This window comes from Pseudomonas sp. OE 28.3 (assembly GCF_014268205.2).
Classification (GTDB): Bacteria; Pseudomonadota; Gammaproteobacteria; order Pseudomonadales; family Pseudomonadaceae; genus Aquipseudomonas; species Aquipseudomonas edaphica.
The window spans coordinates 2,926,103-2,949,241 of the sequence record NZ_CP077082.1; the positions used below are offsets into that span (position 1 = coordinate 2,926,103).

The window sequence follows — 23,139 nt, forward strand, 5'->3', positions numbered from 1 at the left end:
CTCCCACATTGAAGCAGTGTTAATCAACCCAATTGCATTCACACAAGGTGCAAGTGATGACCACAACAAGACTGACCATGGCCCAGGCCCTGGTGAAGTTCCTGGATAACCAATACATCGAAGTCGACGGCGTGCAGAGCAAGTTTGTCGCCGGTGTGTTCACGATTTTCGGCCACGGTAATGTGCTGGGACTGGGCCAGGCGCTGGAGCAGGACAGCGGCGACCTGGTGGTGCATCAGGGCCGTAACGAGCAGGGCATGGCCCATGCCGCCATCGGTTTCGCCAAGCAGCATTTGCGTCGCAAGATCTACGCATGCACCGCCTCGGTAGGCCCCGGCGCGGCGAATATGCTCACCGCGGCGGCGACCGCCACGGCCAACCGGATCCCGCTGCTGCTGTTGCCCGGTGATGTGTACGCCAGCCGCCAGCCGGACCCGGTATTGCAGCAGATCGAGCAATTCCATGACCTGAGCATCAGCACCAACGATGCGTTCCGCTCGGTGAGCAAATACTGGGACCGTATCAACCGCCCTGAGCAGCTGATGACGGCGGCGATCCATGCCATGCGCGTGCTCACAGACCCTGCGGAAACCGGCGCCGTGACCCTGGCGCTGCCGCAGGATGTGCAGGCCGAAGCCTGGGACTACCCGGATTATTTCCTGCAAAAACGCGTGCACCGTATTGAGCGGCGTCCGGCCACTGCGGCAATGATCGGCGATGCGCTGGCAGCCTTCCGGGGTAAGCGCAAGCCGTTGATCATCTGTGGCGGCGGTGTGAAGTATTCCGGCGCGAATGCGGCCCTGCAAGCGTTTGCCGAGCGTTTTGAGATTCCCTTCGCCGAAACCCAGGCGGGCAAGAGTGCAGTGGTGTCCAGCCACCCATTGAACGTCGGTGGCATCGGCGAAACCGGCTGCCTGGCGGCGAACCTGTTGGCGCCCGAGGCGGACCTGATCATCGGCATCGGCACGCGTTATACCGATTTCACCACCTCGTCCAAGTCGCTGTTCAAGCATGCCGAGGTGAAGTTTCTTAACCTCAATATCAGCCCGTGCGACGCGTTGAAGCTTGACGGCGTGCAAGTGCTGGCCGATGCGCAAGTGGCCCTTGAGGCGTTGGCTGACGCCTTGGGCGACTACCGCGCCGGCTGGGGCGAGCAGGTCCGCGATGCCAAGGCGCAGTTGGACGCGGAAGTGGATCGCGTGCACCAGGTGCAATACCACGGCGACGATTTTGTGCCGGAGGTGGATGACCACCTGGACCGCGCCGTATTGCGCGAATTTATCGAGCTGACCGGGTCGTGCCTGACCCAGAGCCGTGTACTCGGCGTGTTGAACGACACCCTGGCGGACGATGCGATCATCGTCGCCGCCGCCGGCAGCCTGCCCGGCGACTTGCAACGCGCCTGGCGCAGCAAGGGCGTCAACACCTACCACGTCGAATACGGCTATTCATGCATGGGCTACGAGATCAACGCCGCCCTCGGTGTGAAGCTGGCCGAGCCGAGCAAGGAAGTGTATGCGCTGGTCGGCGATGGCTCTTACATGATGCTGCACTCGGAGCTGGCCACCTCGATCCAGGAGCGGCGCAAGATCAACGTGGTGTTGCTCGACAACATGGCCTTCGGCTGCATCAACAACCTGCAAATCGGCAACGGCATGGACAGCTTCGGCACCGAGTTCCGCTTTCGTAACCCCGAAAGCGGCAAGCTCGACGGCGGCCTGGTGCCGGTGGATTTCGCCATGAGCGCGGCGGCCTATGGCTGCAAGACCTACAAGGTCAGCAGCGTGGAACAGCTTCAGGCGGCGCTGGCCGATGCGCGCACGCAAACGGTGTCCACGCTGATTGATATCAAGGTACTGCCCAAAACCATGGTCCACGGCTACCTGTCGTGGTGGCGGGTGGGCGTGGCGCAAGTGTCCAGCAGTGAACGCACGAATGCCGCCGCGAAAAAACTCAACGAACAGCTGGCCAAGGCCCGGCAGTACTAATAACAAGAGGAGTTGTGTATGTCGTTAAAGCTTGGAGTGATTGGCACCGGCGCTATCGGTCGTGACCATATCCGTCGTTGCAGCCAGACCTTGCTCAATAGCCAGGTGGTGGCGGTAACCGACATCAACCTTGAGCAAGCCGCCAAGGTCGTCGCTGATTTGAAGCTTGCCGCCGAGGTCTATGCCGATGGCCATGCGCTGATCAACTCGCCGCAGGTTGAAGCCATTCTCGTCACGTCCTGGGGGCCGAGCCACGAAGAGTTCGTGCTGGCCGCCATCGCCGCCGGCAAGCCGGTGTTCTGCGAAAAACCGCTGGCGGTGACGGCGCAAGGCTGCCGCAAGATCGTCGACGCCGAACTGGCCTACGGCAAGCGCCTGGTGCAAGTGGGCTTTATGCGCCCGTATGACGAAGGTTATCGCGCCCTCAAGGCCGTGATCGACAGCGGCCAGATCGGCGAGCCGCTGATGCTGCATTGCGCACACCGCAACCCGACGGTGGGCGAGAACTACAAGACGGATATGGCGATCACTGACACCTTGATCCACGAGCTGGATGTGCTGCGTTGGTTGCTCAATGATGACTATGTGTCGGTGCAGGTGGTGTTCCCGCGCAAGTCGAGCAAAGCCCTGGCGCACCTGCGCGACCCGCAGATCGTGCTGTTGGAAACCGCCAAGGGCACGCGCATCGACGTGGAAGTGTTCGTGAACTGCCAGTACGGCTACGACATCCAGTGTGAAGTGGTGGGGGAGACCGGCATCGCCAAACTGCCGGAGCCTTCGCAGGTGCAAATGCGCAGTGGCGCGAAGCTGTCGAATGCCATTTTGATGGACTGGAAGGACCGCTTTATCGGGGCTTACGACGTGGAATTGCAGGCGTTTATCGACAGTGTGCGTGCGGGCCAAGTCGGCGGGCCTTCGGCCTGGGACGGTTTTGCGGCGGCGGTGGCGGCGGATGCATGCATCGAGGCGCAGAACAGTGAGCAGATCGTGAAAGTGAGCTTGCCGGAGCGTCCGCACTTTTACGGCTAATCACAATCTGCCAGGTGGAATGCAGTCAGTGTGGGAGCTGGCTTGCCTGCGATAGCGTCGTGTCAGTCGATGAAGCTGTCACTGATAGACCGCTATCGCAGCGGTGCGACGATTCGACAAGCCAGCTCCCACACTTGATTGGGTTTGCAATTCAACAAGGAAACAACTTATGCGAATCGGACTAGTCGGCTACGGCCACGGAGGGCGCTTTTTTCATGCGCCGCTGATTGCAACCTTGCCCGGTGCGACTTTTGTTGGTGTGGTGACCCGTTCAGCGGAGCGCCGCCAGCAATTGAGTACTGACCTTCCGGGCGTAAAGGCTTTTGACAGCATCGGCCAGATCGTCGAGGCCGGTGTCGACGCGCTGGTGATCTCCACCACCCTCAAAGGCCGCCCGGCGCTGGTGCTGGAAGCCATCGAGCACGGCGTGGCGGTGGTCAGCGACAAACCCTTCGCCAGCAACGCCGAACAGGCCCAGGCGCTGATCACCGCCGCCGAGCGCCAGGGCTCGCTGCTCAGCGTCTACCAGAACCGGCGCTGGGATTCGGATTACCTGACCCTGCGCAAACTGATTGACGCCGGTGCCTTGGGTGAGATCACACGTTTTGAATCCCGCGTCGAACGCTACAGCCCGCAAGCGGTGGGCAATGCCAGTGGCGGCGGCTGGCTGCGTGACCTGGGCAGCCATCTAGTGGACCAGGCGCTGCAATTGTTCGGCCCAGTGGACCGGGTGTTTGCGCAATTGCAGTTCACGCCGCAACACCCCACCCTTGATCACGGTTTTTTCGTCTCCCTGACCCACACCAATGGCGTGATTTCGCACCTGTGGGGCAGCGCCCTGCAAAACAGCCAGGCACCGCGCTTTCGGGTCAGTGGCACCCTGGGTTGTTACACCGTCGATGGGCTGGACGGCCAGGAAGACGCGCTGATGGCCGGCAAGTCGCCAAAAACCGAAGGCGAGCACTGGGGCGCCGAGGAGCATCGACGCTGGGGCTGGTTCGAGCAAGGCGAGGATCGCGAACGAGTGCCATCCGAGAAGGGCTGCTGGACGCAGTTCTATCGCCAGTTGCAACTGGCCGTGCAAGGGCTGGGGCCATTGCCGGTAAGCGCCTATGACGCGCTGGAAACCACCCGTATATTGGACGCCGCACGCCTCAGCGCCGAGCGCCAGCAGGTGGTTTCGACAAAAATAGAATAAAATTCTAAAACATGTTGATATGGAAATTATTTTCTAATACAGTCTTTTCCAGGTTGCATAAAGTACGTTCGAACTCGATTCGCGCGGCTCAACAAAAACAAGATCAAAAACAACCAGGTACCGTCAGATGAAAATCTTCAACGCTGTACTGCGAGTTTTACGCCCTGCCTCAGCGCCACGCGGTCTGCCCCGCGCCCGGCCGTTTTACTTCTCCTTCCTTAATGTGCTGTGTGTCGAAAACCACGGCGCGCTGGTCTGCTGCATCCCGGGGGCACCGGTGGTTCGATTGCCCGCCGAGCGCTGATAAACGCAACGTCCAAAAAACCAACAAGAAAGTGGAGACAGACCGTTCATGAAGACCCCGATCCGTTTTACCGCGCTGGCCCTGTCCATGTTGCTGGCCAGTGGTGTTGCCTCGGCCGCCGACCTGAAGATTGGCGTGACCATGTCCGCCTTTGATGACACCTTCCTGACCTACCTGCGTGAAGACATGGACAAGCAAGCCAAGTCCTATCCCAAGGGCGATGGTGTGCAATTGCAGTTTGAAGACGCTCGGGCCGATGTGGTCAAGCAACTGAGCCAGGTCGAGAACTTCATCAGCCAGAAGGTCGACGCGATTATCGTCAACCCGGTGGACACCGCCTCGACCGCCAACATCATCAAGGCCGCCACCGCTGCGAAAATCCCGCTGGTGTTCGTCAACCGCCGCCCGGATAGCCCAACCCTGGCCCCAGGCGTGGCAGCGGTGGTGTCCGATGACGTCGAGGCCGGCAAACTGCAAATGCAATACATCGCCGACAAACTCGGCGGCAAGGGCAACATTGTGATTCTGTTGGGCGACCTGGCGAACAACTCCACCACTAACCGTACCAAGGGCGTGAAGGAAGTCCTGACCAAGTACCCCGGCATCAAGATCGAACAGGAACAGACCGGTATCTGGTTGCGTGACAAGGGCATGACCCTGGTTAACGACTGGCTGACCCAGGGCCGCGATTTTGACGCGGTACTGGCCAACAATGACGAGATGGCCATTGGTGCATCCATGGCGCTGAAGTCGGCAGGCAAAAAAGGCGTGTTGATCGCCGGTGTCGACGGCACGCCGGACGGCCTTAATGCGATCACCAAGGGCGACATGACCGTGTCGGCCTTCCAGGATGCCAAGGGCCAGGCCGACAAGTCGGTGGAGACTGCGCGCAAGATGGCTAAAAACGAGCCCATCGAGCAGAACGTGGTGATCCCGTTCAAGCTGATCACGCCGGATAACGTCAAAGACTTCAAGTAGCCCTTCATAACAACAATAAGCAAGCAGGGCGGCCACGGTCGCTCTGCTGATGGAGTACCCGATATGCTTGCTCAAGCCACTGTCTCGCAGCCTCCCGGTCTCCAGCCCGCGCTGCTGGAAGAACCCTACCTGCTGGAAATCGTCAACATCAGCAAAGGCTTTCCCGGCGTTGTGGCCCTGGCCGATGTGCAACTGCGCGTGCGCCCAGGCTCGGTACTGGCGCTGATGGGCGAGAACGGTGCGGGCAAGTCGACGTTGATGAAAATCATCGCCGGCATCTACCAGCCCGACGCCGGGGAAATTCGTCTGCGCGGCAAGCCGATTGTGTTTGAAACACCGCTGGCGGCGCAGAAGGCCGGGATCGCGATGATCCACCAGGAACTCAACCTGATGCCGCACATGAGCATCGCCGAGAACATCTGGATCGGCCGCGAGCAGCTCAATAGCCTGCACATGGTCAACCACCGCGAAATGCACCGCTGTACCGCCGAGTTACTGGCCCGTTTGCGTATCAACCTGGACCCGGAAGAACAGGTCGGCAACCTGAGCATCGCCGAGCGGCAGATGGTCGAGATTGCCAAGGCGGTGTCCTACGACTCCGACATCCTGATCATGGATGAACCGACTTCAGCCATTACCGAAAAGGAAGTGGCCCACCTGTTTTCGATCATTGCCGACCTCAAGTCACAGGGTAAAGGCATCGTCTACATCACGCACAAAATGAACGAAGTGTTTGCCATCGCCGATGAAGTGGCGGTGTTTCGTGACGGCCAGTACATCGGCCTGCAGCGCGCCGACAGCATGAACAGCGACAGCCTGATCTCGATGATGGTCGGCCGCGAGCTGAGCCAGTTGTTCCCGGTGCGCGAGACACCCATCGGCGACTTGCTGCTGTCGGTGCGCGACTTGAGCCTGGACGGCGTGTTCAAGGACGTGTCGTTCGACCTGCATGCCGGTGAAATTCTCGGCATCGCCGGGCTGATGGGCTCGGGGCGCACCAACGTGGCAGAGACCATTTTCGGCATCACTCCAAGTTCCAGCGGCCAGATCACCCTTGATGGCAAGCCGGTGCGCATCACCGACCCGCACATGGCCATCGAGAAGGGCTTTGCGCTGTTGACCGAGGACCGCAAGCTCAGTGGCCTGTTCCCGTGCCTGTCGGTGCTGGAGAACATGGAGATGGCGGTGCTGCCGCATTACTCGGGTAACGGCTTTATCCAGCAAAAAGCCCTGCGCGTGCTGTGCGAAGACATGTGCAAGAAGCTGCGGGTGAAAACCCCGTCACTGGAGCAGTGCATCGACACTCTGTCCGGCGGCAACCAGCAAAAAGCCCTGTTGGCGCGCTGGTTGATGACCAACCCGCGCTTGCTGATCCTCGATGAGCCGACCCGTGGCATTGACGTTGGGGCCAAGGCCGAGATCTATCGCTTGATTTCCTTCCTCGCCAGCGAAGGCATGGCGGTGATCATGATTTCCTCCGAACTGCCGGAAGTGCTGGGCATGAGCGACAGGGTGATGGTGATGCATGAAGGCGAACTGATGGGCACCCTGGATCGCGCCGACGCGACCCAGGAAAAAGTCATGCAGCTGGCTTCCGGTATGACCGTAGTCCACTGACGAACCGCACAGAATAAGAAGGTAATTGGCTATGAACGCAATAACAGACAACAAGCCTGCCACGGCACCGGTCAAGCACCGTCGGCGTTTACCCACCGAGCTGAGTATCTTCCTGGTGTTGATCGGCATCGGCCTGGTGTTTGAGCTATTCGGCTGGATCGTGCGCGACCAGAGCTTCCTGATGAACTCCCAGCGCCTGGTGCTGATGATTCTGCAAGTGTCGATCATCGGCCTGCTGGCGATTGGCGTGACGCAGGTGATCATCACCACGGGTATCGATCTGTCTTCAGGCTCGGTGTTGGCGTTATCGGCGATGATTGCCGCCAGTTTGGCGCAAACCTCGGACTTTTCCCGGGCGGTGTTTCCCAGCCTGACCGACTTGCCGGTGTGGATTCCGGTTGCCATGGGCCTGGGTGTCGGGCTGCTGGCGGGGGCAATCAACGGCAGTATCATTGCGGTGACCGGCATTCCGCCGTTTATTGCGACCCTGGGCATGATGGTCTCGGCCCGTGGCCTGGCGCGCTACTACACCGAAGGCCAACCGGTGAGCATGCTCTCGGATTCGTACACAGCCATCGGCCATGGTGCGATGCCGGTGATTATCTTCCTGGTGGTGGCGGTGATCTTCCATATCGCCCTGCGCTACACCAAGTACGGCAAGTACACCTACGCCATCGGCGGCAACATGCAGGCGGCGCGCACCTCGGGCATCAACGTCAAGCGTCACCTGATCATCGTCTACAGCATCGCCGGTCTGCTGGCGGGCCTGGCCGGTGTGGTGGCCTCGGCGCGTGCCGCCACCGGCCAGGCCGGCATGGGCATGTCTTATGAGCTGGATGCGATTGCGGCGGCGGTGATCGGCGGCACCAGCCTGGCGGGCGGAGTAGGGCGCATCACCGGCACCGTGATCGGTGCGCTGATTCTCGGCGTGATGGCCAGCGGGTTTACCTTTGTGGGTGTGGATGCGTATATCCAGGACATCATCAAGGGGCTGATCATTGTGATTGCGGTGGTGATCGACCAGTATCGCAACAAGCGCAAGCTCAAGCGCTGATACCGATTAACGGGCAACACCTATCCAATGTGGGAGCTGGCTTGTTGTGGCGAGCAAGCTTGCTTGCGCTGGGGTGCGAAGCGCCCCTAAAAAGCCTGCTCCAGCCGCGCTGTCGAACGGGAGCAAGCTCCCTCGCCACAGCAAGCCAGCTCCCACAGCGAGTCTTTATCAGACCGTTCTAACCGTTTGTCTTCTATATAGCTCCACAGCACTGAATTTCTTGCTATAAACGCACTCCGATGACCGTTCGCCAAGCCCGTCCTGGTGCCTTTGGGGGTTAATTGGGAAAAAATGCCTGTCTTTTCAGTTGCTGAGCCTTCCAGTCGGCCTTAGACTGCCGCCCCTCGTAAATTGAGTGCCGGGTGGCGCTTGAAATGGACGGCGCCCTTCCGAGGCCTGCGAAGGTCTGCCGGAACGCTCCCTTATTCGCCTTAATGCACGTATTTTTTATAGAGAAATCAATGACAAAGGAAAAGTTGCTGGCCATGCCGGCGGATGACTACATGAATGCCGAACAGCACGCTTTTTTCGAGAAGTTGCTGCAAGACATGAAAGTGGAACACCACGAGCGCATTGAGCAGAACCGCATCGCCATCGAAAGCCTGGACACCCCGGCAGACCCGGCTGACGCTGCCTCTGTGGAAGAAGAGCGCACCTGGCTGGTAAACGCCATCGACCGCGACCAGCGCATGCTGCCGCAGCTTGAGCGTGCCCTGGAACGCATCAAGGAAGATTCTTTTGGCTGGTGCGATGACAGCGGCGAGCCTATCGGCCTCAAGCGCCTGCTGATCAGCCCGACCACCAAATACTGTATCGAAGCGCAAGAGCGTCACGAGCAGATCGACAAGCACCAGCGCCAGGCCTGATGCGCTGAAGTCGGGCATCGCAGCTGTGATGCCCGAAGAAACACCGGTTACGTCCCTGTCTATTGATCTGCTGCAAGCACCCCACGAAAGGCCCATGGATAATGGCCCAATAGTGGCGTTTAATGCAGCAACAATAACGACAAACAGAGGGGTAACGACGATGGCTGGAGACGGATCTCTGATGGGCGCAGCAGCGCCACCGCAAACGGTGGTGCGCGTGCTGCCTGGCTGGCTGACGCCGCTTATGCAGAGCACCGCGCTGGTGCTGGTCCTGCTGGGCCTGTCGTTTGCCGGCTTGCCGCTGTACCTGTGCCTGCCACTGGCCTTGCTGGTGATCTGGCTGCCTGCGCTCAAAGCCCGAGTGCCGCGTGTAGCGCCTGCCCAGGCGATTGATACGCTGGGTGAGCTGACTCGCGATCTTTCCTACACCACCAGTCATAACGCACTTTCCGCTGCCGGCGTGGCCTATTCGGTCAAGCAACTGGCCGCGCGCGTGCAATCGCAATTAGGCGCCGCCAAGCAAATTGTCAGCAGCGCCGAAGTGATGATCGGCACCGAGCAAGTCACCTCTCAACTCAGCCGGCAGGCCTTGGGCGCGGCCAGCCAGGCGCACCAGCGCAGTACTGAAGGGCGCGAAGTGTTGGCTCAATCGATCACTCGCATGCACCAACTGCGCCTGCGCGCCAATGCCAGCCGAGAGTTGATCGAGGCGCTGAGCCAGCGCAGTGAAGAGATTCAGCGCGTGACCCTGGTGATCCAGTCCATTGCCAGCCAGACCAACCTGCTCGCGCTGAACGCCGCCATTGAAGCGGCGCGCGCGGGCGAGCACGGGCGCGGCTTTGCCGTAGTGGCCGATGAAGTGCGTGGCCTGGCCGGGCGTACGGCCACGGCGACGGATGAGGTCGGCGTGATGGTCGCCGATATTCAACAACGCACCGCCCAGGTGGTGGAACAGATTCGCCAACTGTCTGCCGACTTGCACATCGGCGTCGAGCAGGTGGAGCAGGCGGGTGAGCAACTGGAAAATATCGCCAGCCTGGCAGCCGACGTAGAAGGGCAGGTCAACGAGATCGCCCAAGGCACCGACACCAACCGCGCGCAACTCGACAGCCTGTTCCACGCGGTAGAGCAGATGCGCAGCGATTTAACGGTGAGCGACCAGCAGACGCGGCAACTGGCCGAGGTCGCTGTGCAAATGGAAGGACAGGCTGAAACCATCAGTGAGCGCCTGGCTGAAGTCGGGCTGGATGACTATCACCAGCGCATCTACGACCTGGCTCGCGAAGGGGCGAGCCGTATTGGTGAGCAGTTCGAGGCTGACATCGTGCAAAACCGCATCAGCCTGGAAGACTTGTTCGACCGCAGCTACACGCCGATCCCCAACACCCGGCCGAGCAAATACCACACGCGCTTTGATGGCTACACCGACCAAGTGCTGCCGACGATCCAGGAGGCATTGCTGCCGCGCCATGAGGGGCTGGTGTTCGCGATTGCCTGCACACCGCAGGGCTATGTGCCCACACACAACAAGGCGTTCTCCCACGCCCTGACCGGCGATGCACAGGTTGACGCCGTGCAGAACCGTACCAAACGCAAGTTCGACGACCGTACCGGCATTCGTTGTGGCAGCCATCAACAGGCAGTGCTGTTGCAGACCTATACCCGCGATACTGGCGAACTGATGCACGATTTGTCGGTGCCGATCATGGTTAAGGGGCGGCATTGGGGTGGCTTGCGCCTGGGCTATAAACCGGAAGGGGCCAAGGCTGGGCGTTAGGATTGTTACTGTTTATGCAATGGAGCTATTCCGGAGATAGCTTTTTCCACGTGGAATAAAACCGTAGCATGGCCAACATTGTTAGGTAGCTAACTAATGTGGCGGAGAAGCTCCATGCAAAACAAGGTCGATGTCGCCGTGATGATCGGCAGTGGTGTTCCCGAAACCCTGCGTGCGCTGGGCCAGAAAGCCTGTTGGGTGGTGTTGCTCAATGGCGAGCAACGCGGTACGGCATTCGCCAGCCGCAGTGAAGCCGAGGAGTGCAGAGCCGCCTGGCAGGCACTGATGCACCTGGAACAATCAGACAGCCTGCATTGAGGCGTGTTATTTAGACGGGTGCAGGCGCTGGTTCAGCTCATCCACCGGTATTGCCCATTCGGCGTCTTCGCGCAGTTCTTCTTTAAGAAACGCCGCTTGTTGCGCAGACCAGAAGGGTGCGTCGATCAGCTTCACGTCTTCAGGTAGCGGATGCGCGACGATAAAAGCATCGATGGCTTCAGGTGTTGAATCCAGACCGAGTTGATCAAACAGGGTTTCAAGCGTTGGGATTGGCGCGTCCATGGTGGGTTCTCCATGCAAGGTGAGGGATGTTGTGCATGTGAGGCCGGGGACGCGACAGAGTTCAGGATTTGCACAGGTCAGGAATTGAGTGCACCTGAATCCACCGCGGATTTCAGCGCCCTGGCGGCATCTTTGCCGGCAATGGCCGCAGCGTCGACGGTTTTGAACCAACGATCTTTTTCTACCTGATGCGTGGTGACCGTGGTCAGCGGTGGTTTAGCCCGCATGATGATCACCGCTTGAAACTCGCCATCTACTTCTCGCGCATCGCCATGGATGAAAAATTCGCCAATATCAAATTCCGTCACGTATAGCCTTCCCTTCAAGTTAACTGCATCAAGGTCACTGCACTGATGAACGCCGACACGCAAGGGGCAAACTTCAATGGACGGGCCAGTATGGCAGTTGTTGACGGGCGACGGCGCAGTAAAGTCAGGCGGGTGACGAAACGATCGCAGCGTGAACCGCTTGCAGGTTGGCTTCAAGTTGTTGGGCCAATTCGCAAGCCTTGGAATGCGTGCTGCGAAAGCCTTTGATCCTGCCGCTGGTCACTTCAAGGATATGAAAGAAATTGCGTCCGGCCGGTACCACTTGGTAAAGAACGTAATTGGAGTACCCGTTGGGGTTATGTAAGCAGTAGTATTGGCGCTCGTCTGGACATGATGAACGAGTGCGCGATGACATAACGGCGTGTTGACGTGGTTGCATGCTCAGCTCCTGTCGATCGACCTTGTGGACTTACCAGCAGCGTTTCGAGTGGTTTTGAACCGGGTTGCTGTTTTAGTATTGTCGTCGGCAGCCGATGCCTGGTTCCATTCCGGGTGTTATGTAATGTGTAGGCTGTCGGAAATCGCGTTTTTAACCGGGTTATTCTCTGAAGTGGGTCGGTCCGAGTTCTCGGGCTGCTGAACCTGTGATTTGCTGTGTCGCCTGATGACCTTGCATAAGGTCCATCGTGCATCTGTGTACTAGTCTTATGGCGTGGCAGCAGGTTTCTTCAGTTTTTTTACGAATGTGTGATCGAGCCGTAACGGCCGTTTTTTTGTGCTGTCCGCTCTGGCGGTCAGCGCCTTTTTTGATGTGGGGGCGTTTCCTTGGCAGTCAGTAATCTGGATATGCACGCGTTATTCGTGCTGGGTGATTTGCGCGCAAAGTTGGTCAAGCAGTTTCAATCCCGTTTCGTTTACATCACTGAACAGACGCCGGAAGGCATTTACATCGCCGAGATCGATACTGAATCGGCGCTGGTCGTGGATGACAAACCGCGCCTGGAACTCAAGGTCGGCGACCATTTTCGTGCCGCCGTGTTGCCGAGCCGTGAAGGCGGCAAGTTCGAACTGAAGTTTCGCGACATCAAGTTGACGGTGTATGGCTTGGGCGATTACGCCTTTGTTTCGTCGACCGAAGGCCAGGGCATCGTGTTCAAGGAAGGCCACAGCGTGATGCTGGTGTTTGCCGCCAATGAACAATTGCAGGAAGGCTTGACCAAAACCCTCAAGGCCGTGACCGGCAAGGCCGCCAAGTGGCGCAAGGGTGAACTGGTGACGTTCAAGGCCAGTGAGTAACTGCTAAACGCCACGTGTATTCTTGCTCCTCCGGAACCTCTACTACAGTTGAGTTGACTTAACTATTCAGAGGCTTCGCGCATCCGCAGCAAAGCCGCCCGCTATGGCTGTGAAAATGCGAGGTGCAAAGGCATGAAAGGATTGAGAACCCTGGTGGTTGCGGCTGCGGCTGCGGCGTTGACGACCATGAGTCTGTCGTTGCCGGTATCGGCTGCGCAAACGCCGGTGCACTTTGCCGACCTGAACTGGGAAAGCGGTAGCCTGATCACCGAAGTGCTGCGCTTTATTGTCGAAAAGGGCTATGACCTGCCCACTGATACGTTGCCCGGTACCACCATTACGCTGGAAACCGCCCTGGCGAAAAACGATATCCAGGTGATCGGCGAAGAATGGGCCGGCCGCAGCCCGGTGTGGATCAAGGCCGAAGCCGAAGGCAAAGTCATCGGCCTGGGCGATACGGTCAAAGGCGCCACCGAAGGTTGGTGGGTGCCGGAATACGTGGTCAAGGGCGACCCGGCCAAAGGCCTCAAGCCGCTGGCGCCGGACCTCAAGACCGTGCAGGACCTGGCGCGTTACAAGGACGTGTTCAAAGACCCGGAGTCGCCCGGCAAGGGGCGTTTTCTTAACAGCCCGATCGGCTGGACCTCGGAAGTGGTCAACGCGCAGAAGCTCAAGGCGTATGGCCTGAACGACAGCTATGTGAACTTTCGCAGCGGCTCGGGTGCGGCGCTGGATGCGGAGATCGCGTCGTCGATCCGTCGTGGCAAGCCGGTGCTGTTCTACTACTGGTCGCCAACGCCCTTGATGGGCCGTTACAAGCTGATCCAGCTGGAAGAACCGCCATTTGACGCCGATGCCTGGAAGACCCTGACCGATGCAGACAACCCCAACCCACGGCCGACGCGCTCGTTGGCGTCCAAGCTGAGCATTGGTGTGTCGACACCGTTCCAGCAAGCGCAACCGCAGATTGCCGAGTTCTTTACCAAGGTGCAGTTTCCGATTGAACCATTGAATAAAGCCTTGGCGGCGATGAGCGAAAATCACACGGCGCCGCGTGAAGTGGCGCAAGTGTTCCTCAAGGAGCATCCTGAAGTGTGGAAGGCGTGGTTGACGCCGCAGGTGGCGCAGAAGGTTGAGGCGAGCCTGAAGTAACCTCCAATGTGGGAGCCGGGCTTGCCCGCGATGGCGGCGTGACAGTCAACTTATACAGGACTGACACACCGCCATCGCGGGCAAGCCCGGCTCCCACATTTGGTTCTCTATTCCAGGTTTAGAATCGGGTTTGTACCGCCAACTCAAACGTCCGTGGCGCGCCCAAATAGTAAGCCGGCGACACATGCGCAAACTCTGCATACACCTCATTAGTCAGGTTACGTACCCGCCCGGTCACCGAGGTATGTGAATCCACTTTGTAACGCAGGAACGTGCCGAATAGCGTGTAGGCCGGGACCGTCTGGGTATTGGCATTATCGGCATACACCTGGGCCACATACCGCGCATCCACACCGCCTTGCCAGTCCTCGGCAACGTCATACGTCAGCCATACGTTGCCCACGCGCTTGGGCACGTTGGTGGGCGTATTGCCCTTGCGCGATACCACTGCGCCGCTGGCGATTTTCTCGTTGAAGTCATCGTACTCGGCGTCCACCCAGGCAAAGTTGCCTTCGGCCAGCAGCCGTGGCGTGATGCGTAACGAACTGGCCAACTCGATGCCCTTGGAGGTCTGCGCACCCACCGGAATGCTGTTGTTCGGGTCCAGCGGGTCGGTGACGGCAAAGTCCTTGCGCTCGATCCTGTAGGCGGCGACGGTGGCCGAACCGCGACCGTCGAGGTAGTCGAACTTGCTGCCGACTTCCCACTGTTTGCCGGTCGACACGTCGAACACTTGAGTGGTGGTGGAAGGTTGCTCCGCTGCGGTGCTGTATTGCACATACACATTGGCCGATGGGATGAACTGATACGTCAGGCCTACGCGGCCGGTGACCGGCTCCCAACTGCGCTTGAAGTGGCGTGGGTTGGTGGCGGTGATCACGCGATGGTTAGTCACATCCAGGTCGATGGCGTCGTAACGCAGTCCTGTGAGCAGCGAGAGTTTATCAGTGAGGCCCAAGCGGTTTTCCACAAACAAGGCTTTGGTGGTGACCTCGTTGGTCTTGTCTTTGATAAAACCTGGCTTGGTGCCCGGAATATCGTAGAAGTGCCCGGGGTTGTAGGCGTTCGGGTCCACCGTGCTGTTACCTGGCACATTCAGCGGGTTGTTGGTGGTGCTGTTGACCTTGTACTCGAAGCCGCCGGACCAGGTGGTTGACAGGCCGAACACGCTGTCGTCATGGCGCAGCTCGAACTGGTTGCCGTGCTGTTCGCCCTGATGGCGTACCTGGTAGGCGGTCGAGCGGTTCACCGCGCTGTTGTCGGCGTTGTACTGGTAGGTTTCCAGGTTGCGGTAGTCACGCTGGCTGTCCAGGTGATACAGGGTGTTTTTCAGTGTGGTGCTGTCGTTGATCCGGTAGTCGATGATCGAACGCATCCAGATCGTGCGTTGCTCGTAACGACCATCGGCGACGTTGTAGTTGTTGAAGCGGTTGTGCTTGTCGACTTTCAACTCACCCGCCTTGGGATTGAGCACCGGCGTGCCCCAGTACGGGCTGTCCTCATGTTCATCCTGGTATTCCAGGGCCAGGGTGTGGGACAGGTTGGGGGTGAGGTCACTGAGCAAGGAGAACGCCAGGCTCCAGGCATCGCGCTGGTCGCGGTCGATGTAACTGTGGTTGGTGTTGCGGCTGACATCCAGGCGCGCGTAGTGCTGCACCTCGGCGCCGGGTTCGGTCAGGGCATGGTTGAGGCCAAAGGCCATGCCGGCAGTGTCGTAGCTGCCATAGGTGAGCTGGCCTTCGGCGGCTTGTTCCTCGCGTGTGGCAAGCTTGGTCACGTAGTTCAGCGAGCCACCCACTGAGCCGGCGCCGTTGATCAGGGAGGAGGGGCCGCCGACCAGCTCAACCCGGTCATAGATCCACGCATCCACCGGCCGCGCCAGGCCGGTGGCGACGTTGATGCCGTTGAACATCTGGGTGATCTGGCTGCTGGTAAAACCACGATAGGACACAAACCCGCCAAACCCCGGCGGCGCACTGGCGTTGACGCCGGGCAAGGTGTTGGCCGCATCGCGGAAGGTTTTTGCGCCATGGCGCTCAATGTCGTTGCGGTTGGCAATGGCCACCGACGCCGGGGTTTCGCGCACGCTTAAACCCAGGCGTGACGCCGTGCCGCTGGATTGGTCCAGGGCCAGGCCCGGTTCGCTGGTTTGTTCGCCATCAATGGTGGTGGGGGCCAGCTCGAGCGCCCAGCCACAGACAGGCAGGCAGCCGAACAGGCCCGCCAACAAGGGTAAATGTTTCATGGTTGAATCCTGAAAATCTTGGCTTGAAAACAACGCACAGTCCTCCGCAGTCCTAAAGGGAGCGGTGGTCGATGCAGATCAGAAAGCGCAGGGATCAGGCGAAAACGGGAGGCGCACGCGGGTTGGCCGTGGGCCAGGTGAAGCGGGCAGGAATATCAGCGGCAAGCACCACCGCTGGCGGCGGCGCGTGCGGTTGGGGCAACACCGCCACATTGAGGCTGGAACTGAGTGCCGGGCCCATGCCGCCGGTCGAACACAACGGGCAACCGAACGCCTTGGACAGCGTCGGCAGGTTCTCGTCGGTGGAGTTGTTCTGTGCCGGCGCCTGGGTGCGCGGGTCTACCGTACAAAACTGGCCGCCGATGCCGTTGAGCTGCATGCCCAGCATCTGCCCATGTCCAATACTGCACGCGAACACATTGAACAGGACGCAGCAATACAGCATCCAGGCAATGAGTGAGCGGTCGGCACGGGCGATTTTCATGGGGCGGCACTTTACCATCAGCCGCCGACGAAATGCCTACAAAAAATCTCAGGCCGACTATCCTCATTCGCACATTTAAGGGAGCGCCTGCCATGAGCTTTTTCGTCGCACGCTGGATCGTCGCGATTTTTACCTGCATCAGCATGGTGCATCTGTACTGGGCCGCCGGCGGCAAGCTCGGCAGCCTGGCCGCCATCCCCGAATTGCCCGGCGAGTTCGCCCAGGGGCCACGGCCGGCGTTCAAACCGTCGGCACTGGGCACGTTTCTGGTGGCGATGGGCTTGGTGGCGATTGCCTTGCTGGTGTGCCTGCGGGCCGGGTTGTACTTTTCGCCGGTGTCCCACGGCGCGCTGCAATGGGGCATCAGTGCGATTGCCTTGGTGATGTTCGCCAGGGCGATTGGCGATTCGGAACTGGTGGGTTTTTTCAAGAAAGTGAGCGGGTCACGATTTGCCCGTTTGGACACCTATTTTTATTCACCCTTGTGCCTGGTATTGGGCGCGGGTTTATTGATCGTGGCGTGGAACTGATAACAAAGCACACAAAAACCACATAGCCAACAAAACCCACTTGACACGCCCCCAGGCGCGAGCGTTTATTGACGTACCCACCGGACTCATGTGCAGACGGCCCAGGATACTCAATGAACACAGACCTCTTGATGCCCACTGTGATCGACGCTGCCGAGGCCATTCGCGCGGGCACGCTGTCTGCGGTACACCTGGTCGAGCAAAGCCTGCACGCAATCGAAACCCACAATCCCACACTCAATGCGTTTGGCGACGTGTACGCCGACTCGGCATTGGCGCAAGCGCAAGTGCTGACCGAAGAGGCCAGGGCAGGGCAGTTGCGTGGCCCGCTGCATGGCGTGCCCTTTGGGATCAAAGACCTGTTTTCCACCGCCGGCCTGCGCACCACCCGAGGCTCGTTGACCGGCCTTGAGCATGTGCCCAGCCAGGATGCGCCGATCATTCGCCGCCTCAAGGACGCCGGTGCAATCATCCTCGGCAAAACCGCCACCACTGAATTCGGCTGGACCGGCGCCAGTACCTCGCGTGTGTTCGGCAACGGGCGCAATCCCTGGAACCCACAGCTCACCAGCGGTGGTTCCAGCTCCGGCTCGGCGATTGCCGTGGCGGCCCGTTTGGTGCCGGGCACGCTGGGTTCCGATGGCGGTGGGTCGGTGCGCATTCCGGCCGCGTTCTGCGGGGCGTTTGCCATGAAAGGTTCACTGGGCCGCATTCCGACCTGGCCTTGGTCGGCCACCGAAATGCTCAGCCATGCCGGGCCGATCACGCGCACGGTGCGCGACAGCGCTTTGTTGTTCGACATCCTTTCCGGGCCGGATCCGTTGGATCATCAGGCCTTGCCCGCATTGACCGAATCCTGCCTTGCGCGCTGCGACCAGCCACTGGGGCCGCTGCGGGTGGCGTATTGCCCGACATTGTTCAACACCCCGGTCGACCCGATCATTGCCGCTAGCGTCGAAGCCGCCGTGTACAACCTGGCGGAACGCTTGCCGGTCACCGTGACCACCTTGACGCTGGACTGGCAGGACCCACTCGCCACATTCGAAACCTTGTGGGTCGGCGGACGCGGCATTGCCTACGGCAAAGCCCTGGCGGATCGCCTCGACCAACTGGACCCAGGCTTTGCCGCGCTGATCCAGCGCGCGGGCGATTACGACCTCGGTGACTACCTCAAGGCCGTGCAACAACGGGCGCACTTTGCCAACCAGGTGCACGCGCTGTTCAACGACTATGACGTGTTGCTGCTGCCCACCCTGCCAACCCTGCCGTTCGCCGCCGACCAGGTCGCGCCCGAAGGCTGGCCGGGCGCGGACGGCGCGGTGCCCTGGGCACGTTGGACGCCCTTTACCTACCCGTTCAATATCACCGGCAACCCCGCTGCGAGCCTGCCTTGCGGCTTCAGCCCGAGCGGCTTGCCGATTGGTTTGCAAGTGGTCGGCCCGCGCTTTGCCGACGCCCAGGTGTTGCAGTTCTGCGCCGCAGTAGAAGCCATTGCGCCTTGGGACCAGCACCTGCCGCCGCTGTTGTTGTAGTGCCTGATTGCCCCGTGGAGCCGGCTCGTTAGAGGCCTGCCCTGGACAGATCCTTTTGTAGTGTTTCTGCCCTTTCACACCCCGATGAGTGAGAGGTAAACGTGACCCGATCAATCGCCGTCAGTCGTCCTTTGCCCCCCGCCGGACCGGTGCATGCCGCGTACCGTGGTGGGCGCAAAGCGCGCGATACTGACGGCTCGAATTTGCCTTGGAATGCATCCTTTATGCTCAATCAGCCGCGTCTCGACGAAATCATGCTCATGCTCACCCAACATCAGCGCGTCAAGGCGTCGGACCTGGCGCAAGCGCTGTTCGTCAGCGAAGAAACCATTCGCCGCGACTTCAAATACCTGGAGGAGGCCGGCAAGTTGCGTCGCATCCATGGCGGCGCGATCTTGCCCAGGCTGAACGAAGAACAACCGCTGCAAGTGCGCACCCGCATCAAGGCCCAGGCCAAGACCCGCATGGCAGTCTGTGGTGCCAAACTGGTCAGCGAGGGCATGGTGCTGTTTCTCGATACCGGCACCTCGACCCTGGCCCTGGCCCAGCAATTGATTGGTTTCAGCCAGTTGCGGATCATCACCAACTCGCTGGACATCGCGCAGTTGATCACCCAGCAAAGCAGCAACCAGGTGCTGGTGGTGCCCGGCGATGTGCGCCGTAATGACAATGCGCTGATCGGCGCACACACCCTGGAATTCGTCCGGCAGTTTCACTACGACATCGCCTTCATGGGCATCGGCGCGGTGGACTTGCAGCTGGGCTTCATGGACTACCAGGAGCCCGAGGCGCTGCTGCGCCGCACCCTGACCCAACACTGCCTGCGCAGCGTCATCCTCGCGGACGACGCCAAGTTCGGCCATCGCACGTTCATCAACACACTGCCGTTCAGCGCCATCACCACTTTGGTCACCAATCGCCCTCCGTCCGCGGAGTTTGCGACCTGCCTGGAGCACGCCCATGTCGACATCCTTTACCCCTGAGTGGCTGTCTCCCAGTGAGGCGGACGTCGAGGCCTTCGAGACGCTGTTTCGCGACAGCTCAGCCATCGGTGCGACACCGGCAGGTGGTTTGCACCGCCTGGCCGCATCGGCCGAAGACGGTGCGGTGCGCGACCTGTTCAGCGCGTGGCTGCGTGAGCGCGGTTTCGACGTGCGCGTAGACGCCATCGGCAATCTGTTCGGGCTGATCACCTTCAACCCGGACGCCCCCTATGTGCTGTGCGGCTCGCACTTGGACAGCCAGCCCAGCGCGGGGCGTTTCGACGGTATCTATGGGGTGTTGGCTGGCGCAGTCGCCATCGCCAGCCTGGCGCGACAACTGCACGAGCGCGGCGAAACCCCGGCGTGCAACCTGGCGGTGGTGAACTGGACCAACGAAGAAGGCGCGCGCTTTCAACCCAGCCTGATCGGCAGCAGCGTGTTTACCGGCGACCTGGCCCTGCACGAAGCCTGGGAATGCCGCGATGGCGACGGCATTCGCCTCAAGGATGCGCTGCAAGCGATCGGCTATCTGGGGGACCGCCTGGTTGAACTGGATGTGGCCGGTTATGTGGAAATCCACGTTGAACAAAGCGACGGTCTGGAAAGCCAAGGCCTGGACATCGGCGTAGTGCGTGAAACCTGGGCGGCGCTCAAGCAGCGTATCCGTTTCGACGGCGAACAGAACCACACCGGTCCAACCCCGATGGCCGCCCGCAAAGATGCCTTGCTCGCGGCAGCGCATGCGATAACCACCGTGCGCGCCGAAGCGGACGTGCACGGGCTGCAGTTTCACAGCTCGGTAGGGCGCCTGGAAATTTACCCCAACTCGCCGAACGTGGTGCCCTCGCGCGTCACCTTGCATGTGGAGTACCGCTCGCCGGACACGGCATTGCTGGCGGTTGCCGGTTATCGGCTGGATGCCAGCCTCAAGGCCGTCGCTGCATCGACCGCCACCACATACGAAGTCGAAAGCCGCGCCCTGCGTGCGCCCATCGCGTTACACCATGGTTTTGCCGAATTGGCCTACGGCGTCGGTCAACAACTGGGGCTGGCGGTCGGCAACACTGTCACGGTTTCCGGCCACGACGCCATCAGCCTCGGCCGACATTACCCGGCATGCCTGTTGTTCATTCCGAGCAGCAACGGCGTGTCCCATAACGAGGCGGAACTCACCCATGACCGCGACATGCGCACCGGCCTGCAGATGCTGACCGCGCTGCTGCATTGCGCCTGTACTTCCCCCAACGCTTACCGGTGAGGGACGCCATGTCCAACTGTTCCTACGCACTGTCGCGCCTGATGGGCGCCCTGGAGTCCGCCGGCCTGTCTGCCCATGTCGAGGTCTCGGACGGCACTGCCGGTATCGCCTCGCCGATACGCCTGGCCACCGAGTGGACCGGCTTTCACCTCACGGCGCCCTGGGGCCAGTGCTACGCCAAAGTGCTGCACGACGATATGCGTGCGCTGATCTACATCGAGCGCACCGGCCGCGCCACCCAACTGGCGGCTGACTGTGACGTGACCCCTGGCGTGCGCCTGGTGGATGTGGCCGCCGGCGTGCTGCTGCTGGATGCCTTGCCGGCCCACGAGTGGCGTTGGGCGCGGCTCGATGAGTTACTGCAACCCCAGCGCCTGCAAGCGCTGTGGGCCTTGAAGCGGCAGTTGCACGTCGGCACCTCACCAGGCTTCAACCGTTCGCCGTTGCAGGATATCCAGCACCTGCGTGAGCTGTGCAGCCGTGACGGCGTGGGCCTGCCCGCTGATCATGGGTGGATTGAAACCTGCATCGATCTGGCCTGGACCGCGCTGCAATTGAGCCCTGGCACCTGCGTGCCCTTGCACGGCGACGGGCTGGCGAGCAATGTGATGATCGGCCCCGGCGGCGCGTTGCAATTGATCGACTTCGACTACGCTGGTTGCTTTGACCCGTGGTACGACGTGGCCGTCAGCCTAAACGAGTTGTATGCCTTTGAAAGCCAGTGGCGTGACGGCATCAAGGCCTGGGCCGGTGAGTGTCGCGAGTGCGATTACGCCCGCTGCCGCCTCTATGCGCTGATCAATGATTGGTACTGGACGCTGTGGGGCTTGTGGGTCGGCGCGACCTCAACGCGGCCCCTGGAGTTCTCCAAGGTGGGGCAGTGGACCTTGCTGCGCTGCCGGCAGAGCTTGCAAGACCCGCGATTTGAAAGTTGGTTACGGCAGGTACAGGAGGGGCAGGCATGAAAGCAATGGGTGAGGCCTGTACGCCTCAAGAATGCCAATTGGAGGCGGCAGTGCGCGGCGTGCGCGATTGGAGTGGTTCGGGCATTCGTTACGAGCCGGTCAGCGGCGGGATCTCCAACAGCAACTGGCGGGTCGAGGTCAGCGGGCTCAACACCGCCTACTTCTTCAAAGTGCCCGGCGCCGGCACCGAGATGTTTATCGACCGACGCACCGCCCATGACGCCAGCGTCAAGGCCGCGCAAACCGGCTATGGTGCGCCGGTGTTTGCCTTCCTCGAAGAGTTTGGCGTTGAAGTTTTCGAGTTTATGGAAGGCTGGCGAGCCTCTTCGAATCAGGACTTTCTCGACCGCGATGTGCGCCATAACGCCCTGCATGCGCTGAAAGCGTTCAACGACCAGTCGCCGCTGTGCCAGACCAAAACCGTGTTCGACATGATTGCCGAGCATCAGCGCCAGGTCGAAGAACTGCAGGGCTGCACGCCCAGCGATGATGCCTGGCTGCGTCGCCAATGTGACCGGGCGCGTGGCGCGTTGCAAGCGTCGGGCATCGACTTGGCGCCGTGCATGAACGACACGCTGGCGGGTAATTTCATGCTCAATGACCGCCGCCAGATTCGCCTGGTGGACTTTGAGTACGCCTCCAATAACGACCGTCATTACGAGCTGGCGCTGTGGTTTGGCGAGATGTTCTTCACCGACGAAATGGAACTGGCGCTGATCGAAGATTATTTCGGCCAGGTCACCCCGCAACGGCTGGCGCGGATCAAGTTGCACAAGGCCCTGGCCGACATCAAATGGTCGACCTGGGCGATGGTCCAGCACGCGGTGTCGCAGTTGGATTTCGACTTCTACAAATACGGTGCCTGGAAGCACATGCGCGCACGTAGCGTGATCAATGATTCGCAATGGGAAACCTGGCTAAGACAGGCCTGAGCCTGCGCCAGCACAATAACGACGCGTCACCCTGTAGCTCCTTTGGCGCTGGTTTGCGCTGACGTTTCACTGCTTGATTTTTTGATTGATCACACAACAAACCGATCCAGAAATTCAAGGA

23 protein-coding genes are annotated in these 23,139 nt (G+C 60.3%); 18 read left to right on the top strand and 5 right to left on the bottom strand.

Annotated elements, in window-relative coordinates:
* The first annotated feature begins 56 nt into the window (after positions 1-56).
* From iolD to HU759_RS13275, 10 genes are all read left to right on the top strand, one after another.
* Entirely contained in the window at positions 57-1,988 is a 1,932-nt protein-coding gene (iolD, locus tag HU759_RS13230; protein WP_170040116.1) for a 3D-(3,5/4)-trihydroxycyclohexane-1,2-dione acylhydrolase (decyclizing), read from the top strand.
* A gap of 18 nt (positions 1,989-2,006) precedes the next feature.
* Positions 2,007-3,017: a Gfo/Idh/MocA family oxidoreductase gene (locus HU759_RS13235; protein ID WP_056859439.1), complete on the top strand. Its 1,011-nt coding sequence runs from the start codon at positions 2,007-2,009 to the stop codon at positions 3,015-3,017.
* A 169-nt stretch (positions 3,018-3,186) separates the two neighbouring features.
* Positions 3,187-4,215, top strand: a complete 1,029-nt coding sequence (locus HU759_RS13240; protein WP_170040114.1) for a Gfo/Idh/MocA family oxidoreductase — start codon at positions 3,187-3,189, stop codon at positions 4,213-4,215.
* Between the two features lie 127 nt (positions 4,216-4,342).
* Positions 4,343-4,519, top strand: a complete 177-nt coding sequence (locus HU759_RS13245; protein ID WP_163005443.1) for a hypothetical protein — start codon at positions 4,343-4,345, stop codon at positions 4,517-4,519.
* A gap of 48 nt (positions 4,520-4,567) precedes the next feature.
* Complete coding sequence (locus HU759_RS13250; protein ID WP_099550124.1) at positions 4,568-5,497, top strand: sugar ABC transporter substrate-binding protein; 930 nt, start codon at positions 4,568-4,570, stop codon at positions 5,495-5,497.
* 63 nt (positions 5,498-5,560) lie between these two features.
* Entirely contained in the window at positions 5,561-7,114 is a 1,554-nt protein-coding gene (locus HU759_RS13255) for a sugar ABC transporter ATP-binding protein (RefSeq protein ID WP_170040112.1), read from the top strand.
* Between the two features lie 31 nt (positions 7,115-7,145).
* Positions 7,146-8,168: an ABC transporter permease gene (locus HU759_RS13260; protein WP_026013640.1), complete on the top strand. Its 1,023-nt coding sequence runs from the start codon at positions 7,146-7,148 to the stop codon at positions 8,166-8,168.
* 461 nt (positions 8,169-8,629) lie between these two features.
* Positions 8,630-9,034 (top strand): TraR/DksA C4-type zinc finger protein, encoded by a 405-nt coding sequence (locus HU759_RS13265; protein ID WP_003191666.1) that lies wholly within the window; start codon positions 8,630-8,632, stop codon positions 9,032-9,034.
* Between the two features lie 181 nt (positions 9,035-9,215).
* On the top strand, positions 9,216-10,811 hold the full coding sequence (locus HU759_RS13270) for a methyl-accepting chemotaxis protein (protein ID WP_017136428.1): 1,596 nt from the start codon (positions 9,216-9,218) through the stop codon (positions 10,809-10,811).
* A gap of 114 nt (positions 10,812-10,925) precedes the next feature.
* Positions 10,926-11,129 carry a hypothetical protein gene (locus HU759_RS13275; RefSeq protein WP_017136429.1) on the top strand — a complete coding sequence of 68 codons (204 nt, stop codon included), beginning with the start codon at positions 10,926-10,928 and terminating at the stop codon, positions 11,127-11,129.
* Positions 11,130-11,135: 6 nt separating this feature from the next.
* Here HU759_RS13275 and HU759_RS13280 read toward each other — a convergent pair whose 3' ends face one another.
* The 3 genes from HU759_RS13280 to HU759_RS13290 form a co-directional block, all read right to left on the bottom strand.
* Complete coding sequence (locus tag HU759_RS13280; protein WP_099550121.1) at positions 11,136-11,372, bottom strand: DUF2789 domain-containing protein; 237 nt, start codon at positions 11,370-11,372, stop codon at positions 11,136-11,138.
* Between the two features lie 77 nt (positions 11,373-11,449).
* Positions 11,450-11,680: a hypothetical protein gene (locus HU759_RS13285; protein WP_026013642.1), complete on the bottom strand. Its 231-nt coding sequence runs from the start codon at positions 11,678-11,680 to the stop codon at positions 11,450-11,452.
* Positions 11,681-11,804: 124 nt separating this feature from the next.
* Positions 11,805-12,080, bottom strand: coding sequence for a hypothetical protein (locus HU759_RS13290; protein ID WP_017136432.1), 276 nt, complete (start codon positions 12,078-12,080; stop codon positions 11,805-11,807).
* Positions 12,081-12,487: 407 nt separating this feature from the next.
* Here HU759_RS13290 and HU759_RS13295 point away from each other — a divergent pair, with 407 nt between their 5' ends.
* A complete protein-coding gene (locus tag HU759_RS13295; protein ID WP_050547738.1) occupies positions 12,488-12,937 on the top strand; it encodes a hypothetical protein in 450 nt (149 codons plus the stop codon).
* 132 nt (positions 12,938-13,069) lie between these two features.
* Positions 13,070-14,089: an ABC transporter substrate-binding protein gene (locus HU759_RS13300; protein WP_170040110.1), complete on the top strand. Its 1,020-nt coding sequence runs from the start codon at positions 13,070-13,072 to the stop codon at positions 14,087-14,089.
* 118 nt (positions 14,090-14,207) lie between these two features.
* On the opposite strand, the gene HU759_RS13305 is transcribed toward HU759_RS13300, so the two are convergent.
* Together HU759_RS13305 and HU759_RS13310 are read right to left on the bottom strand one after the other, a co-directional pair.
* Positions 14,208-16,334 carry a TonB-dependent receptor gene (locus tag HU759_RS13305; RefSeq protein ID WP_170040108.1) on the bottom strand — a complete coding sequence of 709 codons (2,127 nt, stop codon included), beginning with the start codon at positions 16,332-16,334 and terminating at the stop codon, positions 14,208-14,210.
* 94 nt (positions 16,335-16,428) lie between these two features.
* A complete protein-coding gene (locus tag HU759_RS13310; protein ID WP_017134615.1) occupies positions 16,429-16,818 on the bottom strand; it encodes a DUF2946 domain-containing protein in 390 nt (129 codons plus the stop codon).
* A gap of 92 nt (positions 16,819-16,910) precedes the next feature.
* On the opposite strand from HU759_RS13310, the gene HU759_RS13315 reads away from it, so the two are divergent.
* From HU759_RS13315 to HU759_RS13340, 6 genes are all read left to right on the top strand, one after another.
* A complete protein-coding gene (locus HU759_RS13315) occupies positions 16,911-17,348 on the top strand; it encodes a DUF3995 domain-containing protein (protein WP_017134614.1) in 438 nt (145 codons plus the stop codon).
* A 131-nt stretch (positions 17,349-17,479) separates the two neighbouring features.
* Positions 17,480-18,880, top strand: a complete 1,401-nt coding sequence (locus tag HU759_RS13320; protein ID WP_170040151.1) for an amidase family protein — start codon at positions 17,480-17,482, stop codon at positions 18,878-18,880.
* Positions 18,881-19,104: 224 nt separating this feature from the next.
* Positions 19,105-19,863, top strand: a complete 759-nt coding sequence (locus tag HU759_RS13325; protein WP_138452364.1) for a DeoR/GlpR family DNA-binding transcription regulator — start codon at positions 19,105-19,107, stop codon at positions 19,861-19,863.
* Positions 19,841-21,121 (top strand): M20 family metallo-hydrolase, encoded by a 1,281-nt coding sequence (locus HU759_RS13330; RefSeq protein WP_170040106.1) that lies wholly within the window; start codon positions 19,841-19,843, stop codon positions 21,119-21,121. The genes HU759_RS13325 and HU759_RS13330 overlap by 23 nt, the downstream gene beginning before the upstream one ends.
* 8 nt (positions 21,122-21,129) lie before the next feature.
* The gene (locus HU759_RS13335) at positions 21,130-22,086 is read left to right on the top strand and encodes an aminoglycoside phosphotransferase family protein (RefSeq protein ID WP_170040104.1); all 957 of its coding nucleotides are present in this window, start codon (positions 21,130-21,132) and stop codon (positions 22,084-22,086) included.
* A complete protein-coding gene (locus HU759_RS13340; RefSeq protein ID WP_099550118.1) occupies positions 22,083-23,018 on the top strand; it encodes a choline kinase family protein in 936 nt (311 codons plus the stop codon). The genes HU759_RS13335 and HU759_RS13340 overlap by 4 nt, the downstream gene beginning before the upstream one ends.
* The last annotated feature ends 121 nt before the right edge of the window (positions 23,019-23,139 follow it).

Bases quoted from the DNA above. Each gene is read 5' to 3' on its own strand.
- iolD (WP_170040116.1), top strand. From the start codon at position 57: ATGACCACAACAAGACTGACCATGGCCCAGGCCCTGGTGAAGTTCCTG.
- HU759_RS13235 (WP_056859439.1), top strand. From the start codon at position 2,007: ATGTCGTTAAAGCTTGGAGTGATTGGCACCGGCGCTATCGGTCGTGAC.
- HU759_RS13240 (WP_170040114.1), top strand. From the start codon at position 3,187: ATGCGAATCGGACTAGTCGGCTACGGCCACGGAGGGCGCTTTTTTCAT.
- HU759_RS13245 (WP_163005443.1), top strand. From the start codon at position 4,343: ATGAAAATCTTCAACGCTGTACTGCGAGTTTTACGCCCTGCCTCAGCG.
- HU759_RS13250 (WP_099550124.1), top strand. From the start codon at position 4,568: ATGAAGACCCCGATCCGTTTTACCGCGCTGGCCCTGTCCATGTTGCTG.
- HU759_RS13255 (WP_170040112.1), top strand. From the start codon at position 5,561: ATGCTTGCTCAAGCCACTGTCTCGCAGCCTCCCGGTCTCCAGCCCGCG.
- HU759_RS13260 (WP_026013640.1), top strand. From the start codon at position 7,146: ATGAACGCAATAACAGACAACAAGCCTGCCACGGCACCGGTCAAGCAC.
- HU759_RS13265 (WP_003191666.1), top strand. From the start codon at position 8,630: ATGACAAAGGAAAAGTTGCTGGCCATGCCGGCGGATGACTACATGAAT.
- HU759_RS13270 (WP_017136428.1), top strand. From the start codon at position 9,216: ATGGGCGCAGCAGCGCCACCGCAAACGGTGGTGCGCGTGCTGCCTGGC.
- HU759_RS13275 (WP_017136429.1), top strand. From the start codon at position 10,926: ATGCAAAACAAGGTCGATGTCGCCGTGATGATCGGCAGTGGTGTTCCC.
- HU759_RS13280 (WP_099550121.1), bottom strand. From the start codon at position 11,372: ATGGACGCGCCAATCCCAACGCTTGAAACCCTGTTTGATCAACTCGGT.
- HU759_RS13290 (WP_017136432.1), bottom strand. From the start codon at position 12,080: ATGCAACCACGTCAACACGCCGTTATGTCATCGCGCACTCGTTCATCA.
- HU759_RS13295 (WP_050547738.1), top strand. From the start codon at position 12,488: ATGCACGCGTTATTCGTGCTGGGTGATTTGCGCGCAAAGTTGGTCAAG.
- HU759_RS13300 (WP_170040110.1), top strand. From the start codon at position 13,070: ATGAAAGGATTGAGAACCCTGGTGGTTGCGGCTGCGGCTGCGGCGTTG.
- HU759_RS13305 (WP_170040108.1), bottom strand. From the start codon at position 16,334: ATGAAACATTTACCCTTGTTGGCGGGCCTGTTCGGCTGCCTGCCTGTC.
- HU759_RS13310 (WP_017134615.1), bottom strand. From the start codon at position 16,818: ATGAAAATCGCCCGTGCCGACCGCTCACTCATTGCCTGGATGCTGTAT.
- HU759_RS13315 (WP_017134614.1), top strand. From the start codon at position 16,911: ATGAGCTTTTTCGTCGCACGCTGGATCGTCGCGATTTTTACCTGCATC.
- HU759_RS13320 (WP_170040151.1), top strand. From the start codon at position 17,480: ATGCCCACTGTGATCGACGCTGCCGAGGCCATTCGCGCGGGCACGCTG.
- HU759_RS13325 (WP_138452364.1), top strand. From the start codon at position 19,105: ATGCTCAATCAGCCGCGTCTCGACGAAATCATGCTCATGCTCACCCAA.
- HU759_RS13330 (WP_170040106.1), top strand. From the start codon at position 19,841: ATGTCGACATCCTTTACCCCTGAGTGGCTGTCTCCCAGTGAGGCGGAC.
- HU759_RS13335 (WP_170040104.1), top strand. From the start codon at position 21,130: ATGTCCAACTGTTCCTACGCACTGTCGCGCCTGATGGGCGCCCTGGAG.
- HU759_RS13340 (WP_099550118.1), top strand. From the start codon at position 22,083: ATGAAAGCAATGGGTGAGGCCTGTACGCCTCAAGAATGCCAATTGGAG.